Origin of the sequence: Vibrio sp. V39_P1S14PM300, assembly GCF_009904765.1 — a bacterium.
Classification (GTDB): Bacteria; Pseudomonadota; Gammaproteobacteria; order Enterobacterales; family Vibrionaceae; genus Vibrio; species Vibrio proteolyticus.
In genome coordinates, this window is sequence record NZ_WXWP01000192.1 from 17579 (window position 1) to 32186 (window position 14608).

Below are 14608 nucleotides of genomic sequence, written 5' to 3' on the forward strand. Positions count from 1 at the left end.
GTAAGAGTGGGCGTTGCTTCAAAGCTTTTGGCATCAGACTTTAAACACAGTGATCTTACGATCGAGCTCTTCCGCGTTACTTTGCATGATTTCCGAGGTTTCCAGCAGCTCGGTCACCACGGTCACCGAGGCTTCCACCAGCTCTCGTACATTGGTCAGGTTCTGGTTCATTTCTTCCGCCACGCTGCTCTGCTGTCCGGCCGCGGTGGCAATCTGGAAATTCATGTCGTTGATCTGGTTTACCTGAGACACAATGCCGTCCAGCTCGGTACCGGCATTGGTCACCAGCTCCACCCCTTCCGCTGCTTCGACAACACTTTTCTCCATCAGGTCCACCGCCGAACTGGCACTGTCTTGCAACTGAGAGATCATGTCCTGGATTTCGACTGTCGCCTGCTGAGTGCGCTGCGCCAGGTTACGGACCTCATCCGCCACCACCGCGAAACCGCGGCCCGCTTCCCCTGCACGGGCAGCTTCGATTGCGGCATTCAATGCCAGCAGGTTGGTCTGCTCCGAAATGCCCTGAATGGTGCCGACCACACTGCCAATGGAGACCACGCTTTCTTCAACCTGATTCACCGCCTGGGCTGAGGCCGAGATATCCTGTGACAACTCACTGATTTTCGACACCGTGCCACGCACAAACTGCTGACCCGAAGCCGCTTGGGTCGAAGCGCTTTCGGTCAGAGAGGACGCACTCTGAGCGTGCTCGGCCACGGTTTGTACCGTCGAACTCATTTCGCTCATCGCCGTGGCCAGTTGATCGATCTCATTAAATTCTTCCTGAGCAGACTCTTTGGTCTCCGACATGCTCAGGGTCATCACTTCGGTCAGCGAGGCCAGTTCTTGGGAAGACTGAATTTGCAGTTTGATCATCTCCTGCAACTGACGACGGGTGGTTTCCAGCTCTCTGGCAACATCTCCGTATTCATCTTTGCACGCCATCTCAATGGGCACCGACAGATCTTTGCTGGCCATCTGTTTGATCGATTCGCTCAGATAGCGGGTCTGGCGCAGCATGATCCGCGCCGCAAACAGCAACAACGCCACAAACACCACAATCATCAGCGCCGTTTGCCACGCCACCTGCACCAAATAAGCCTCGTAGTGCTGCTGGGCTACGGCCGTGTTCTGGGTCGCAGCCAGCAGGGACTGATAGAAGGTGCTCGCATCCCACAACTGTTTTGCGACAATCAAAATGGTACTGAACACCATCAGCATCACCATTTTGGGTACCAGGCGAATATCCGTGATCACCCTCTCCCATGGCTTGAATGCCATTGTTGTCATATCTGTTCTCCATTAAGTTATAGTTCTGGAACCCATTTTCTGAGCTCGTGTGCAAACACAAACGGGTTCAGCGTATTTATTTCGAGCTTCGTATGAAAAAAGATGATACCAAAGACGTCGTTAAGCCGTTGAGTCTGCTGTCACTGATTTTGTCGATTGTGTCGCTATTTGTGATCTCTGGCCTTTTGTTTATCCCGGTGGATCACGATACCCGACAGGTTCTTATCGGCCTTGACTTTGTGATCTGTAGTATTTTTCTCCTGCAGCTGACCACAGACTTGATCCGCGCCGCAGATCGTCTGCAATTTCTGAAACGCCACTGGATTGACTATCTGGCCAGTATTCCGATGATCGAACCCCTGCGTTTTGCGCGGATCTTTCACATCCTGCGGGTTATCTGGGTGATCCGCTCCGGGCGTTTTCTGATGCGCCAGTTGGTCACCAACCGACGAGAAACAACACTGGCTTCGATTTTGCTGTTGATCGTGGTGCTGCTGACGATTGGCTCAAGCATGATGCTGTCACTGGAGTCCGCTGCGCCAAATGCCAATATTCATACCGCAGGTGACGCCATCTGGTGGGCGCTGGTGACAATTTCTACTGTGGGGTACGGCGATCATTATCCGGTGACCGACGGTGGTAAGATCCTCGCAGGGGTGCTGATAGTGTGTGGCGTGGGCTTATTTGGTATGACCTCCGGTCTGGTCAGTTCTTTGCTGACGTCGCCGTCACGCATTCAAGAACAGCGCTCTGCCAATAAAGAACGCATGTTGCACGAATTGCTGGCGCAGCAAAGCGAGATCCTGCGCCGTATTCACCAGTTGGAAAAAGACATTGCTGCGACAAAAAAACAGGATGCCTGAGCATCCTGTAAGTCATCATTCCTGCCAGTAAGGCTTGGCCTCGACACTGATGAGGCGCGTCTGCTCCATGGCATGCAAAATGGAACTCTCCTGGCGTTGCAGCCAGCGCAGTAACTGCTCCTGCTCTTCGCCTTCAAGCTTGTCGGTCAGCACTTCCAGCGGCTTGAGCGTTAACAGATCGTCAATACCCTGCATCAAATCAGCCCAGGGGAGACGAAAACTCATCCGCTCGTCCGGGTTGTACAGGTTAGCAAAGCTCATCCCGGTATACAGATTGCGCATCAGACGATACTGCTGGTCAATATACTCCTGTTTGGACAACTCACGCTCCGGCGGAAACGCTTCGAGCAATTCCGCCCAGGTGCGATCCAATTGCTGCACTGAAAAGGCCTGAATATTGCGCGCCATTTTCTCTCGCGCTTTATCGTCCAGAAATGGCTGCCAGCCTCGGGTCAGGATCCAGCGGCTCAAATCCAGCAGCAGTCCGGTATAACGGGCGGAGCTGAGCAATTGCAACGTCTCTTCCCGCTCGGGGAGCTGCTCTTCCAACAATTTCAATTCACCGACCAAAAACTTGCGGGCATCGAGCTTACGCAGCGCGTGTCCTTTATCTTCCAGCAAGTCTTCCAGGTAATCGTAGGTTTTCAGCCAGCCCAATTCCTCTTCCAGCCACTTGAGTTCCTGACGTAAGATGGCACTGGCGCGGCGCGGTACGATGCCACCGAACACTGTTAAAATCTGACGGATAAAGCTGATCGCATGGCTGATTTCATGCAGCGCTGGCACCGATTCCGTTTCCGTGTACAACTGCTCATGGTCGTGCCAGTGTGCCAGCGCGTGCTCAAGCGATTTGATGAAACAGGATTCCACCGTGTCGTGCTTGTCGGTATCCACCAGAGACAAAGGTTGCGCGGTGCCAATTTCATACCCCATTGCCAGGCGGTAGCCACGCGCCGCTTTACTCAGGTTCCCAAGACGCATTCCCCCAGACTCACCCAAGGTGCGTGCCAGCGTAAACAGCGCATCGGTTTGACCCGATTTCAGCTCCAGCTCTACCTCGCAAATCGGCTCTTGTTGCTCCCCCGCGACCACCAGCCCTTGGTCAAAAGCGACTTCGACCTGGCTCCCGTCCGCCATTCCTACTAGCCATTGCTCGCGGGCAAAGTTGGTTGAGAATAAGGGCGTAAGTTCAGTTTGCAGGGTGTCTAAGGCTTTGCCTTCAGGCCAGATATCTTCGGGGTGGAGAGTTAAATCAGGAGTGTTGCAGGAGTGTTCGGCATTGTATTCCGGTCGCTGGTGCAACCCTGCGACCACCCGGCCTGCGGTTTTCACCGTTTGCACGAAAACATCATCATAGCGGCGGATCCGTAGCCCGATGTCATGCTTTCGTAACCAGTTATCAGGCGTATCAAAATAGGTATTACCAAGCTCTCGACAACTGTGCTGAAGTACTTTGGTTTCAGAAATCTTGTCACGTAAGGTTTCTGAAAATTCAGGAGAAACAAAAAACTTCAGTTCTATCTCGGTTTCCATAGTTGTACCTTTCAAAGCAGATAGCGACAGGATATTGCCTAAATTCCAGCGGGGCAAGAAGGAAATATCGCCCCAATGATGATCTAAAACAGTTTTAATGAGTGATTTAATGCGTTACCATGCGCGCCTTTATAGCCATCGTTCAACATTTCGCCACGAAATGGTGTATGTTTTTTTAAGGTTATAGCAATTAGGTTGAATAACCATGCCAGTAAATACAATCATGGGGTTATTTGCAAAGTCCCCTATTAAGCCTTTGCAGCGACACGTTGTTTGTGTAAACGAATGTTGCTCTCACCTGGTGAACTTCTTTGAAGTGTGCTCTCAGGGCGACTGGGAAAAAGCAGCAGAAATTCGCGCACAGATTTCTCACCTTGAGAAAGAAGCTGACGTATTGAAGCGCGAAATCCGCCTGAAACTTCCTCGCGGTTTGTTCATGCCTGTCGACCGTACAGACATGCTGGAGCTACTGACCCAGCAAGACAAACTGGCTAACCTGGCGAAAGATGTCGCCGGCCGTGTCTACGGTCGCCAGCTCATCATTCCTGCCCCTCTACAAGAAAACTTCATCGCTTATTTAAAACGTTGTCTGGATGCGGCGAATCAGGCGCAAAAAGTGATCAACGAGCTCGATGAGTTATTGGAAACTGGATTCAAAGGCCGCGAAGTGACACTTGTGGCTGAGATGATCAATCAACTGGATGTGATCGAAGATGACACCGATGCGATGCAAATCCAGCTTCGTCAGCAACTGATGGCGATCGAAGCGGACATGAATCCAATCGATGTGATGTTCCTGTACAAAATCTTTGAATGGGTCGGCGGTATTGCAGATCAGGCGCAGCGCGTAGGCGCACGTCTTGAGCTGATGCTTTCCCGCTCTTAACAGTTAATCAAATAACGAAGAGCACCAGACAGACACACTTGTATTTAACGATGACCTGAGCACATCGAGGGGTCATCGTGTGTCTCGTTTTTGCTCCGCTTGTTATAAAAAACAACTAGGTATTACGATGGATATCCTCGCGAACTACGGCACTGTCCTGATTATTGTTGCTGCTCTTTTCGGCTTCCTGATGGCAATTGGTATTGGCGCAAATGACGTCGCCAACGCAATGGGTACATCAGTCGGCTCAAAAGCGCTGACCGTAAAACAAGCCATCATCATTGCGATGATTTTTGAATTTGCGGGTGCTTACCTTGCAGGCGGTGAAGTAACCGATACTATCCGTAAAGGTGTGATTGAAACCTCTCTTTTCGCCAACCAGCCTGACATTCTGGTATACGGCATGATGTCCGCACTGCTGGCAGCCGGCACCTGGCTGCTGCTGGCGTCCTACATGGGCTGGCCAGTATCGACCACCCACTCGATTATCGGTGCCATCATCGGTTTTGCTTGTGTGTCCGTTGGCACCGAAGCGGTGGACTGGGGCAGTGTGAAAGGTATTGTGGGCAGTTGGATCATTACCCCTATCATTTCCGGCTTCTTTGCTTACGTTATCTTTGTCAGCGCACAGCGCCTGATCTTTGATACCGAGAAGCCACTGATCAACGCCAAGCGCTTTGTGCCTGTGTACATGTTCATCACTACTATGGTGATCGCGCTGGTGACGATCAAGAAAGGGCTGAAGCACGTTGGCCTGCACCTGAGCAACACCGAAGCCTGGTTCTGGGCGATGGTGGTGTCGGCACTGGTGATGATCGGCGGCTTCCTCTACATTCAGAAGAAATTTGCCAACCGCGATGAAGATCACAGCTTTGCCGGTGTGGAAAGCATCTTTTCCGTACTGATGGTGATCACAGCGTGTGCGATGGCCTTTGCGCACGGCTCAAATGACGTTGCTAACGCGATTGGCCCTCTGTCTGCTGTGGTATCGACGGTTGAGCACATGGGACAAATCACCGCGAAAAGTGAAATTGCCTGGTGGATTCTGCCGCTGGGTGGGATCGGTATCGTTGTGGGTCTTGCGACGCTGGGTCACAAGGTCATGGCAACAGTTGGTACCGGTATTACCGAACTGACCCCTAGCCGTGGCTTTGCAGCGCAGCTGGCAACCGCTTCGACGGTGGTTCTGGCCTCAGGTACCGGTTTGCCTATTTCGACCACACAGACACTGGTCGGCGCGGTACTGGGTGTGGGTTTTGCGCGTGGTATTGCCGCCCTTAACTTAGGCGTTGTGCGTAACATCGTGGCGTCCTGGATTGTCACGCTACCGGCAGGGGCCCTGTTGGCGGTCGTATTCTTCTATGCAATGCAGGCCTTATTCGGCGCTTAAGCCGCGTCAACACTATGTAAGCGCTCTGTCATTATTGACTCAAACGCACAGAAAGGGAGGCTTTGCCTCCCTTCTTAGTTGATCATACCGCCGAAAGTTTTTACTATTTGCTGCCTCAAGCGCGATATACAAACAAAGCAACACTGAAAGGATTTACCGTGAAAAAACTGATTTGCATGGTTCTGGCTTCAATGCTGGTAGTACCGGCGGCCCTCGCCCAAAACCGTTACATTGCGGACAAACTATTTACCTACATGCACTCAGGTCCTAGTACTCAGTACCGAATCATTGGCAGTGTGGACGCTGGTGAGAAAGTCACTCTGGTGTCTACCAGCAAAGAAGCCGGCTTCACCCAAATCGTCGATGAACGTGGCCGTAAAGGCTGGGTGGATTCCAAATTCGTGACCTCTCAAGAAAGTATGGCGGTTCGCCTGCCAAAACTGGAAGCAGAGTTATCGGACGTGAAAGACAAACTGGCTAATGCCCAGAAGAACGCCGACTCCGCCAAAGCCGGACTGGTCGACTCGCTGGACATTCGCAATAAGCAGATTGCGGAACTGGAGCAAAACTACAGTGACATCAGCCAGCAACTGACTGAGTCTCAAACCGAAGTCCGTGAACTGCGTGCTCGTCTGGATACTCAGAAAGAAGATCTGCTGCTGAAGTACTTTATGTACGGCGGTGGTGTCGCGGGTGCCGGTCTGTTGTTCGGCCTGATTCTGCCGCACATCATGCCGCGTCGCAAACGCTCTCCGGCGGGCTGGGCATAATCGCCCCCGAAGACGTCGATAACCGAAGATAAAAAGAAAAGGTCACCCTCTGGTGACCTTTTTTTGTAGTGCTAGTACTCAGCCTTGCCAGTCATACAGCGCAGGCACACGAATCAGCTTACCGCGAAAACGAATGGTGCACGATTGCGGCGCGATACGCACCAGTTGGGTATCCGCATCAATCTGTTCCCCTTGCTTGTATTCCTGACCGTTAATTTTTACCCAGCGGCGATTGGCGTCACTGGTGTACACATGGGTCTGAAAATTCATGGCGGGTAACTGACCGATCAGATCATCGCCCGCCATCGATAAATCCACCGCAGCGTCGTCCGCCTCACCGGTATCTCGCATCGCAGCTCTGACCGACTCAGACGACATGGCCGCTTCTACCCGCCGCGCCAGTGACGGTGGCAGCGAGCTGAGGTCGACCCCATCCAGCCCAGAGTCGGTACTTGGTGCCGATGAGGTCGACGGTGTTGGCTCATCGCGACGAATGGCAGGCTCCGCCTGTGGCAGTGGCGTGGTCCGCCGATTCACCGCCAGCGTTGCAAAATCCGGGTACGGTTTGACCGACAGCGCCGCGGGCACATCCACGACCACTTCTTGTGGCTGATTGCTGCTTATCCAGTCCACCAGCGCCGATTGATAACTCTGATAGCCCACCCAGGAAACCGTGGCCACCGCCGGCAGCAACAGGCAGGTTGCATGCAACCACAATGGCGTATCCGCTCTGTGACTGACGGCCTGACGACCGGCGCCCCCCGGAGCGGAATTGTGTAACTGCTGATGACTGCGCTCTGACTGCTCCAGCGCTTTCAAGACATTCGACATCAGACGTCCTCCTTCACAACAGACAGAACGGGCGGATTGGTTTGCGTCATCAACTCCAGACGACGCAGCGTCCGCACCCCGGCAATGCCGTCGACGTTCAGTCCCTGCCAGCGCTGGAACATTTCGACTTTACGTTTCAGCTCGGCATCAAAGCGATCACTGCCATCATAACTGTCCCCCATTAGCAGCGACAGACGCTCATTCAGCATCGCTACTGCGCTGCCACGCATGCCAGGTTTGAGGGTTTCATGCCAGACACTTTGCCAGATGTAATGGTATTCCCCTGACCACAGCTCTTTCAGCCACTTGGTCTCAAACTCAAGGCGCTGTCCGTCCACCAACAGCTGCACCGTATCGGCACCGAGGTGATACAGCACTGCGTAGCTAGCCTGACCGTTGACATGCAGAGTTAACACCACCGGAAAACCAAGCTGCTCAATATCACTGAGCGCCCCCATGGCACTCTCACAGCGGAACAGGCTGTTGTCGTTATCAGCACAGAAGCGATCCAGCATGGAAGCCTGATACCCCCAGACTTTATACAGCTCCGCCAGCGGGTCTTCGAGTGAGGTGGAACGAACCAAAGCCTCCGTCAGGGACGGCGGCATCACTTCCTGCGTAATTTCCACGTCCGGCTGCTGCGGATGCTGCGCTTCAATCTGTTGTTCAATCCAGGGCTGAGCCATCACCGGTGTCCATTGATACCCAAGCCAGGCGAGACCCAAGCCGATCACCACAGAAGCCGTCAGCGCCATACCAGAGCGTTTTGGCGGCGCACTCCTGGCCGAGACATTAAAGGAACTCTGAAACGCCATAACTTCTTCACAGGCACTCTGTATGGTTGCGTGGCTCGGCTTATGCTCCCCGATCTGATACGCCTGTTTGAGCGCGGCGTCGCACACCAGGTTGATCAGACGAGGAATGCCCTGCGTCTGTACCCCGATCAGTTTAAGGCTTTTGACTGCAAACAGATCCCGTTCGCCGCCGGCCAAATCGAGACGAAACTGAATGTACTTGGCGGTCTCTTCAATATTGAGCGGTAGTAAGTGGTAGCGTCCGGTGATCCGCTGAGCCAGCTGTCGCAACTGTGGCATCTGCAGTTTCTGCTGCAGTTCTGGCTGACCAATCAACAGCACCTTCAATAACTTACGGCTCTCTGTTTCCAGGTTAGTGAGCAAACGCAGTTGTTCGAGTACGTCCGCCGCCAGATGTTGCGCTTCATCGATCACCAGCAGTGTCTGTTTGCCGTGCGCATGGCTGTGGAGCAGAAACTGGTAAATGGCCTGGCTGAGCTGTTTGAGCGTCGCATCCGCCGGATACTGGATGCTGAATTCATCACAAATCGCCTGCAACAGCTCAATATCGGAGAAGGTCGGATTCAAAATAAACCCGGCCTGTGTGGTCGGGTCGAGAGATTTGAGCATTGCACGGGCAACCGTTGTCTTTCCCGTACCGACTTCGCCGCTGAGCATGGCGAAGCCGCCCCCGTCGCCTAGCCCGGCACGCAGATGCTGGATGGCTTCTTTGTGTCGCTGGCTGAGAAACAGGTAACGAGAATTGGGAACGATCGAGAACGGCAATTCCACAAATCCAAAAAATTCCTTATACATTCTCTCGTCTCTATAATTTCACTAATAAGAAAAGTACCATTGCCGTGTAATCCAAGCCAATGGCTGTTTCTGATTTTGAGGTTTGATAAGTGCAAGTATACCTAGTTGGTGGCGCTGTGCGCGACCAGTTGCTCAATATTGCTGTCTATGACAAAGATTGGGTTGTCGTCGGCAGCGCTCCACAGCAGATGCTCGACGCGGGCTTTACGCCCGTCGGTAAAGATTTCCCGGTGTTTCTGCATCCAGACACCAAGGAAGAGCATGCTCTGGCCCGAACCGAACGCAAAACCGGCGCTGGCTATAAAGGTTTTGACTGTTACTTCGCACCGGACGTCACGCTCGAAGACGATCTGCTGCGCCGCGATCTGACCATCAACGCAATGGCACAAGATACCCAGGGTAACATCATTGACCCTTATGGCGGCCAGCAGGATCTCCATGACCGGATTCTGCGCCATGTCTCGGCCGCGTTTGTCGAAGATCCCTTACGGGTATTGAGAGTCGCCCGTTTTGCAGCGAAACTCGCTCACCTCGGTTTTCGCGTTGCCGACGAAACCATGGCGTTGATGGCTAACATCGCCGCCAGTGGAGAGTTGGATCACCTGACCGCTGAGCGGGTGTGGCAGGAGTGGCACAAATCCCTCTCAACTTCTGCGCCACAGGTGTTTCTTCAGATACTGCGCGATTGTGGCGCCCTCAAACACATTTTGCCGGAGCTCGACCGGCTGTTTGGCGTCCCACAACCCGAAAAGTGGCACCCGGAGATCGATACCGGTGTTCATACCCTGATGGTGGCCGAGCAAGCAGCGCAACTGTCTGAGGCTCTGCCAGTGCGCTTCGCCGCACAGGTGCACGATCTGGGTAAAGGCGTGACACCAGAAAAAGAGTGGCCGAGCCATAAGCTGCATTGCCACACTGGCCTGAGCTTGATTGAACAATTGTGTGAGCGGATCCGGATTCCGAACGAATATCGCGATCTGGCGCTGGCGGTGTGCGCACAACATTCCAATGTTCACCGCGCGGCCGAACTTAAGCCGGCCACCAAGCTGAAAGTGCTCAACAAGCTGGATGTATGGCGCAAACCCGAGCGGTTAAACGCGGTGCTGCTGTGCTGTGAAGCCGACCACCGTGGCCGGCTTGGTCTGGAACAGAATCCGTACCCGCAGCGAGCGATTTTCCTGCGCGCCTACCACGCTGCGCTCAACGTGGATATTCAACAGGTGATTGCGGATGGATTAAAAGGGAAAGCCATTCGTGACGAGCTGGAAAAACGCCGTATTGAGGCAATCAAAACAGCGGACTGATCGCCACTGATGGACGCACGCAGACACGCGCCTCGCAGAGACAAAAAAGCCCCGCAATGCGGGGCTTTTTAAAGTGTCTATGCTGAGCTTAAATTAAGCTTGGCCTTTCACTTCTTTCAGACCGTTGAATGGTGCGCGCTCACCCAGTGCTTCTTCGATACGGATCAGCTGGTTGTACTTAGCAACACGGTCAGAACGGCTCATAGAACCCGTTTTGATTTGGCCTGCTGCAGTACCTACCGCCAGGTCAGCGATAGTTGCGTCTTCAGTTTCGCCGCTGCGGTGAGAGATTACTGCGGTGTAACCTGCGTCTTTCGCCATCTTGATTGCAGCCAGAGTCTCAGTCAGAGAACCGATCTGGTTGAACTTGATCAGGATAGAGTTAGCGATGCCTTTCTCGATACCTTCTTTCAGGATCTTAGTGTTGGTTACGAACAGATCGTCACCAACCAGTTGGATCTTGTCGCCCAGCAGTTCAGTCTGGTGCTTAAAGCCATCCCAGTCTGACTCGTCCAGACCGTCTTCGATAGAAACGATTGGGTATTGCTCAACCAGACCCGCCAGGTAGTGGTTGAACTCTTCAGAAGTGAAGATTTTACCTTCGCCTTTCATGTTGTAGTTGCCAGCTTCTTTGTCGTAGAACTCAGAGGCAGCACAGTCCATAGCCAGAGTCACGTCTTTGCCCAGCTCGTAACCAGCAAGCTCTACCGCTTCTTTGATTGCAGCCAGTGCAGCAGCGTTAGATTCTAGGTTAGGAGCGAAACCACCTTCGTCACCAACTGCTGTGCTCATGCCTTTTGCTTTCAGAACTTTAGCCAGGTTGTGGAATACTTCAGCACCGATACGTAGACCTTCTTTCAGAGTTTTTGCGCCAACTGGTTGGATCATGAACTCTTGGATGTCAACGTTGTTGTCTGCGTGCTCACCACCGTTGATGATGTTCATCATAGGCAGAGGCATAGAGAATTGACCTGGAGTACCGTTGAGTTCAGCGATGTGCTCGTACAGAGGCATGCCTTTCGCAGCTGCTGCAGCTTTCGCGTTTGCCAGAGAAACAGCCAGGATAGCGTTCGCACCGAATTTAGATTTGTTTTCAGTGCCGTCTAGGTCGATCATGATTTGGTCGATGTCAGCTTGCGCTTTTGCGTCTTTGCCAACCAGGGCTTCAGCGATTGGGCCATTAACGGCTTCAATTGCTTTCAGAACACCTTTACCTAGGAAACGTGATTTGTCGCCGTCACGTAGCTCAAGAGCTTCGCGAGAACCGGTAGATGCGCCAGATGGAGCAGCTGCCATACCTACGAAACCGCCTTCTAGGTGTACTTCAGCTTCAACAGTTGGGTTACCGCGTGAGTCGATGATTTCACGACCTAGAACTTTAACGATCTTAGACATTAATGTTTCCTCTCGTTTCAAATATAAATGTCAAATTTAAAGGGCAGCAGCACAGCTGACGCTACTGCCCGTATCCCTTTACTTCTCTTCGCTGCGCGAGTATTCACCAGCAGCTTTAACGAAACCAGCAAACAGAGGGTGACCGTCACGAGGCGTCGACGTGAACTCTGGGTGGAACTGAGCCGCTACAAACCATGGGTGAGCCGGGTTCTCAATCATTTCAACCAGTTTCTTATCCGCAGACAGACCAGACACTTTCAGGCCCGCTTTTTCAATCTGAGGACGCAAGTTATTGTTCACTTCGTAACGGTGACGGTGACGCTCATGAATGGTGTCGCTACCGTACAGTTCACGGGCTTTCGTGCCCTTCTCCAGGTGACATAGCTGTGCGCCCAGACGCATCGTGCCACCCAGATCCGACTTCTCAGTACGCTCTTCGACGTTACCTTCGTTGTCGACCCACTCTGTGATCAAGCCTACCACAGGGTATTTGGTGCCTTTGTTAAATTCTGTTGAATGCGCACCTTCCATGCCCGCGACATTACGTGCGTACTCGATCAGTGCCACTTGCATCCCCAGACAAATGCCCAGATACGGAATTTTGTTTTCACGCGCATACTGCGCTGAGCGAATCTTACCTTCAATACCGCGATCGCCGAAGCCACCTGGTACCAGGATCGCGTCAAGACCTTCCAGCACTTCTACGCCGCGAGTCTCAACATCCTGTGAATCTACATACTTAATATTAACGCTCAGGCGATTTTTCAAGCCTGCGTGTTTCAGTGCTTCGTTAACGGACTTGTAAGCGTCTGGCAGTTCGATGTACTTACCTACCATACCGATGGTCACTTCACCGGTCGGATTCGCTTCTTCGTAAATCACCTGTTCCCATTCGGCCAGATCCGCTTCTGGGGCATCAATGCCAAAACGGGCACATACCAGATCATCCAGGCCCTGAGCTCTGATCAGTTGCGGAATCTTGTAGATCGAGTCTACGTCTTTCATGGAGATAACCGCTTTCTCTGGCACGTTACAGAACAGCGCAATCTTCTTACGCTCGTTCGCCGGGATCATGCGATCGCTGCGGCATACCAGGATATCAGGCTGAATACCGATCGACAGCAGCTCTTTCACTGAGTGCTGTGTTGGCTTGGTTTTGACTTCACCCGCAGCCGCCAGATAAGGAACCAGCGTCAGGTGCATGAACATAGCACGCTCGCGGCCCAGCTCAACCGCCAACTGACGGATCGCTTCCATAAATGGCAAGGATTCGATATCGCCCACCGTGCCGCCGATCTCAACGATCGCGACATCGTGGCCTTCCGCACCAGCAACCACACGGTCTTTGATGGAATTAGTGATGTGAGGAATCACCTGAATGGTGGCGCCCAGATAATCACCGCGACGTTCTTTACGCAGAACGTCAGCGTAAACACGACCGGCCGTGAAGTTGTTGCGCTTGGTCATCTTAGTACGGATGAAACGCTCGTAGTGACCAAGGTCTAGGTCTGTTTCAGCGCCGTCTTCTGTCACGAATACTTCACCGTGCTGAGTCGGGCTCATGGTGCCCGGGTCAACGTTGATGTAAGGGTCTAGCTTCATGATAGTCACTTTAAGACCACGAGCTTCTAGAATCGCTGCAAGAGAGGCCGCTGCAATACCTTTACCTAGAGAGGATACAACCCCGCCAGTAACAAAAATGTAATTTGTCGTCATGTTTAACCTGAAATTGGTTGAATGAGGGAAATGGATTTCTTCTGGACGGGACGTAAATATACCAGAAGCTCCTTACCGCCACAACGTGAAATCTATCACACTAGAATTTTTTATTTTTTGCTTCAAATCAAACCTGTGGCGGCCCGACTTGACTGGGTGCAAACAACCGGTCGCCTATTCCTCCGAGCGTTTGACCTGATCCCACAGCGCATCGAGTTGCGCCAATGAGCATTCCTGCAAGGTTTTCTCCTGCTCGCGCACTTTGGCTTCCACGCCTTTGAAACGACGTACAAACTTGGTGTTGGCTTTGCCCAGCGCCACTTCCGGATTTACCCCCAAATGGCGGGACAGGTTCACCGTGGCAAACAGCAAATCCCCCAGTTCCAGTTCCACACTGGCCGGGTCCGGTGTCACCTGAAGCGCTTCTTCCATCACTTCTTCAATCTCTTCATGTACTTTGTCGACCACGGGCCCCAGCGAGTCCCAGTCAAAGCCATAGCGGGCGCACTTCTTCTGAATTTTGGTTGCCCGGGACAGCGCGGGCAAAGAGTTTGGTATTGAGTCTAGGATACTTTGCTCCGTTTTGCCCGCACGGGCTTTTTCTCTGGCTTTTTCTGCTTCCCAGTTGGCGTGAATGTCGTCTTCGTCCGCCAACGCCATGGCGGTGAACACGTGCGGGTGACGACGAGTCAGCTTTTCATTCACGCCCTCAACCACATCGGAAAAATCAAACAGCCCCTGCTCTTTGGCCAGTTGACTGTAAAAAATCACCTGAAACAGCAGATCGCCCAGTTCTTCCTGCAGATTCGGCCAGTCACGCTGATGAATCGCGTCCACCACTTCATACGTCTCTTCAATGGTGTGCGGCACAATGGTGTCAAATGACTGTTTCAGATCCCACGGACAGCCGCCGTCCGGATCGCGCAGTTTGGTCATGATCGCTTCAAGTTGTTCAATAGGATGACTCATGTTCTTCTCTTCCTGTAACCAAAAGGCGAGCCGTCTGCACCGCTCGCCCTG

General features: G+C 52.8%; 12 protein-coding genes. 5 read left to right on the forward strand and 7 right to left on the reverse strand.

The features are described from left to right. Nucleotides 1-33: 33 nt before the first annotated feature. The gene (locus CAG65_RS09770; RefSeq protein WP_021706934.1) at nt 34-1290 is read right to left on the reverse strand and encodes a methyl-accepting chemotaxis protein; all 1257 of its coding nucleotides are present in this window, start codon (nt 1288-1290) and stop codon (nt 34-36) included. A gap of 92 nt (nt 1291-1382) precedes the next feature. Between CAG65_RS09770 and CAG65_RS09775 the strand changes: the two genes are divergently transcribed. Beyond that, nucleotides 1383-2153, forward strand: a complete 771-nt coding sequence (locus CAG65_RS09775) for a potassium channel family protein (RefSeq protein WP_021706933.1) — start codon at nt 1383-1385, stop codon at nt 2151-2153. Between the two features lie 15 nt (nt 2154-2168). On the opposite strand, the gene CAG65_RS09780 is transcribed toward CAG65_RS09775, so the two are convergent. Next, nucleotides 2169-3686, reverse strand: coding sequence for a CYTH and CHAD domain-containing protein (locus CAG65_RS09780; RefSeq protein ID WP_021706932.1), 1518 nt, complete (start codon nt 3684-3686; stop codon nt 2169-2171). A gap of 205 nt (nt 3687-3891) precedes the next feature. On the opposite strand from CAG65_RS09780, the gene CAG65_RS09785 reads away from it, so the two are divergent. The 3 genes from CAG65_RS09785 (at nt 3892) to CAG65_RS09795 (ending at nt 6732) form a co-directional block, all read left to right on the forward strand. Then, nucleotides 3892-4572, forward strand: a complete 681-nt coding sequence (locus tag CAG65_RS09785) for a TIGR00153 family protein (RefSeq protein WP_040903121.1) — start codon at nt 3892-3894, stop codon at nt 4570-4572. 127 nt (nt 4573-4699) lie between these two features. Further along, the gene (locus tag CAG65_RS09790) at nt 4700-5962 is read left to right on the forward strand and encodes an inorganic phosphate transporter (protein WP_021706930.1); all 1263 of its coding nucleotides are present in this window, start codon (nt 4700-4702) and stop codon (nt 5960-5962) included. A gap of 158 nt (nt 5963-6120) precedes the next feature. After that, nucleotides 6121-6732, forward strand: coding sequence for a TIGR04211 family SH3 domain-containing protein (locus CAG65_RS09795; protein WP_021706929.1), 612 nt, complete (start codon nt 6121-6123; stop codon nt 6730-6732). A gap of 78 nt (nt 6733-6810) precedes the next feature. Here the strand turns inward: CAG65_RS09795 and CAG65_RS09800 are convergent, their stop codons facing one another. Continuing rightward, on the reverse strand, nt 6811-7563 hold the full coding sequence (locus tag CAG65_RS09800) for a general secretion pathway protein GspB (RefSeq protein WP_161453513.1): 753 nt from the start codon (nt 7561-7563) through the stop codon (nt 6811-6813). Further along, nucleotides 7563-9173 (reverse strand): ExeA family protein, encoded by a 1611-nt coding sequence (locus CAG65_RS09805; protein ID WP_161453514.1) that lies wholly within the window; start codon nt 9171-9173, stop codon nt 7563-7565. The genes CAG65_RS09800 and CAG65_RS09805 overlap by 1 nt, the downstream gene beginning before the upstream one ends. A gap of 89 nt (nt 9174-9262) precedes the next feature. Here CAG65_RS09805 and CAG65_RS09810 point away from each other — a divergent pair, with 89 nt between their 5' ends. Then, a complete protein-coding gene (locus tag CAG65_RS09810) occupies nt 9263-10477 on the forward strand; it encodes a multifunctional CCA addition/repair protein (RefSeq protein WP_161453515.1) in 1215 nt (404 codons plus the stop codon). A gap of 93 nt (nt 10478-10570) precedes the next feature. Here CAG65_RS09810 and eno read toward each other — a convergent pair whose 3' ends face one another. From eno to mazG, 3 genes are all read right to left on the reverse strand, one after another. Next, a complete protein-coding gene (eno, locus tag CAG65_RS09815) occupies nt 10571-11872 on the reverse strand; it encodes a phosphopyruvate hydratase (RefSeq protein ID WP_021706925.1) in 1302 nt (433 codons plus the stop codon). A 78-nt stretch (nt 11873-11950) separates the two neighbouring features. After that, the gene (locus CAG65_RS09820) at nt 11951-13588 is read right to left on the reverse strand and encodes a CTP synthase (protein ID WP_021706924.1); all 1638 of its coding nucleotides are present in this window, start codon (nt 13586-13588) and stop codon (nt 11951-11953) included. Between the two features lie 174 nt (nt 13589-13762). After that, nucleotides 13763-14557, reverse strand: coding sequence for a nucleoside triphosphate pyrophosphohydrolase (mazG, locus tag CAG65_RS09825; RefSeq protein ID WP_161453516.1), 795 nt, complete (start codon nt 14555-14557; stop codon nt 13763-13765). Between the last annotated feature and the right edge of the window lie 51 nt (nt 14558-14608).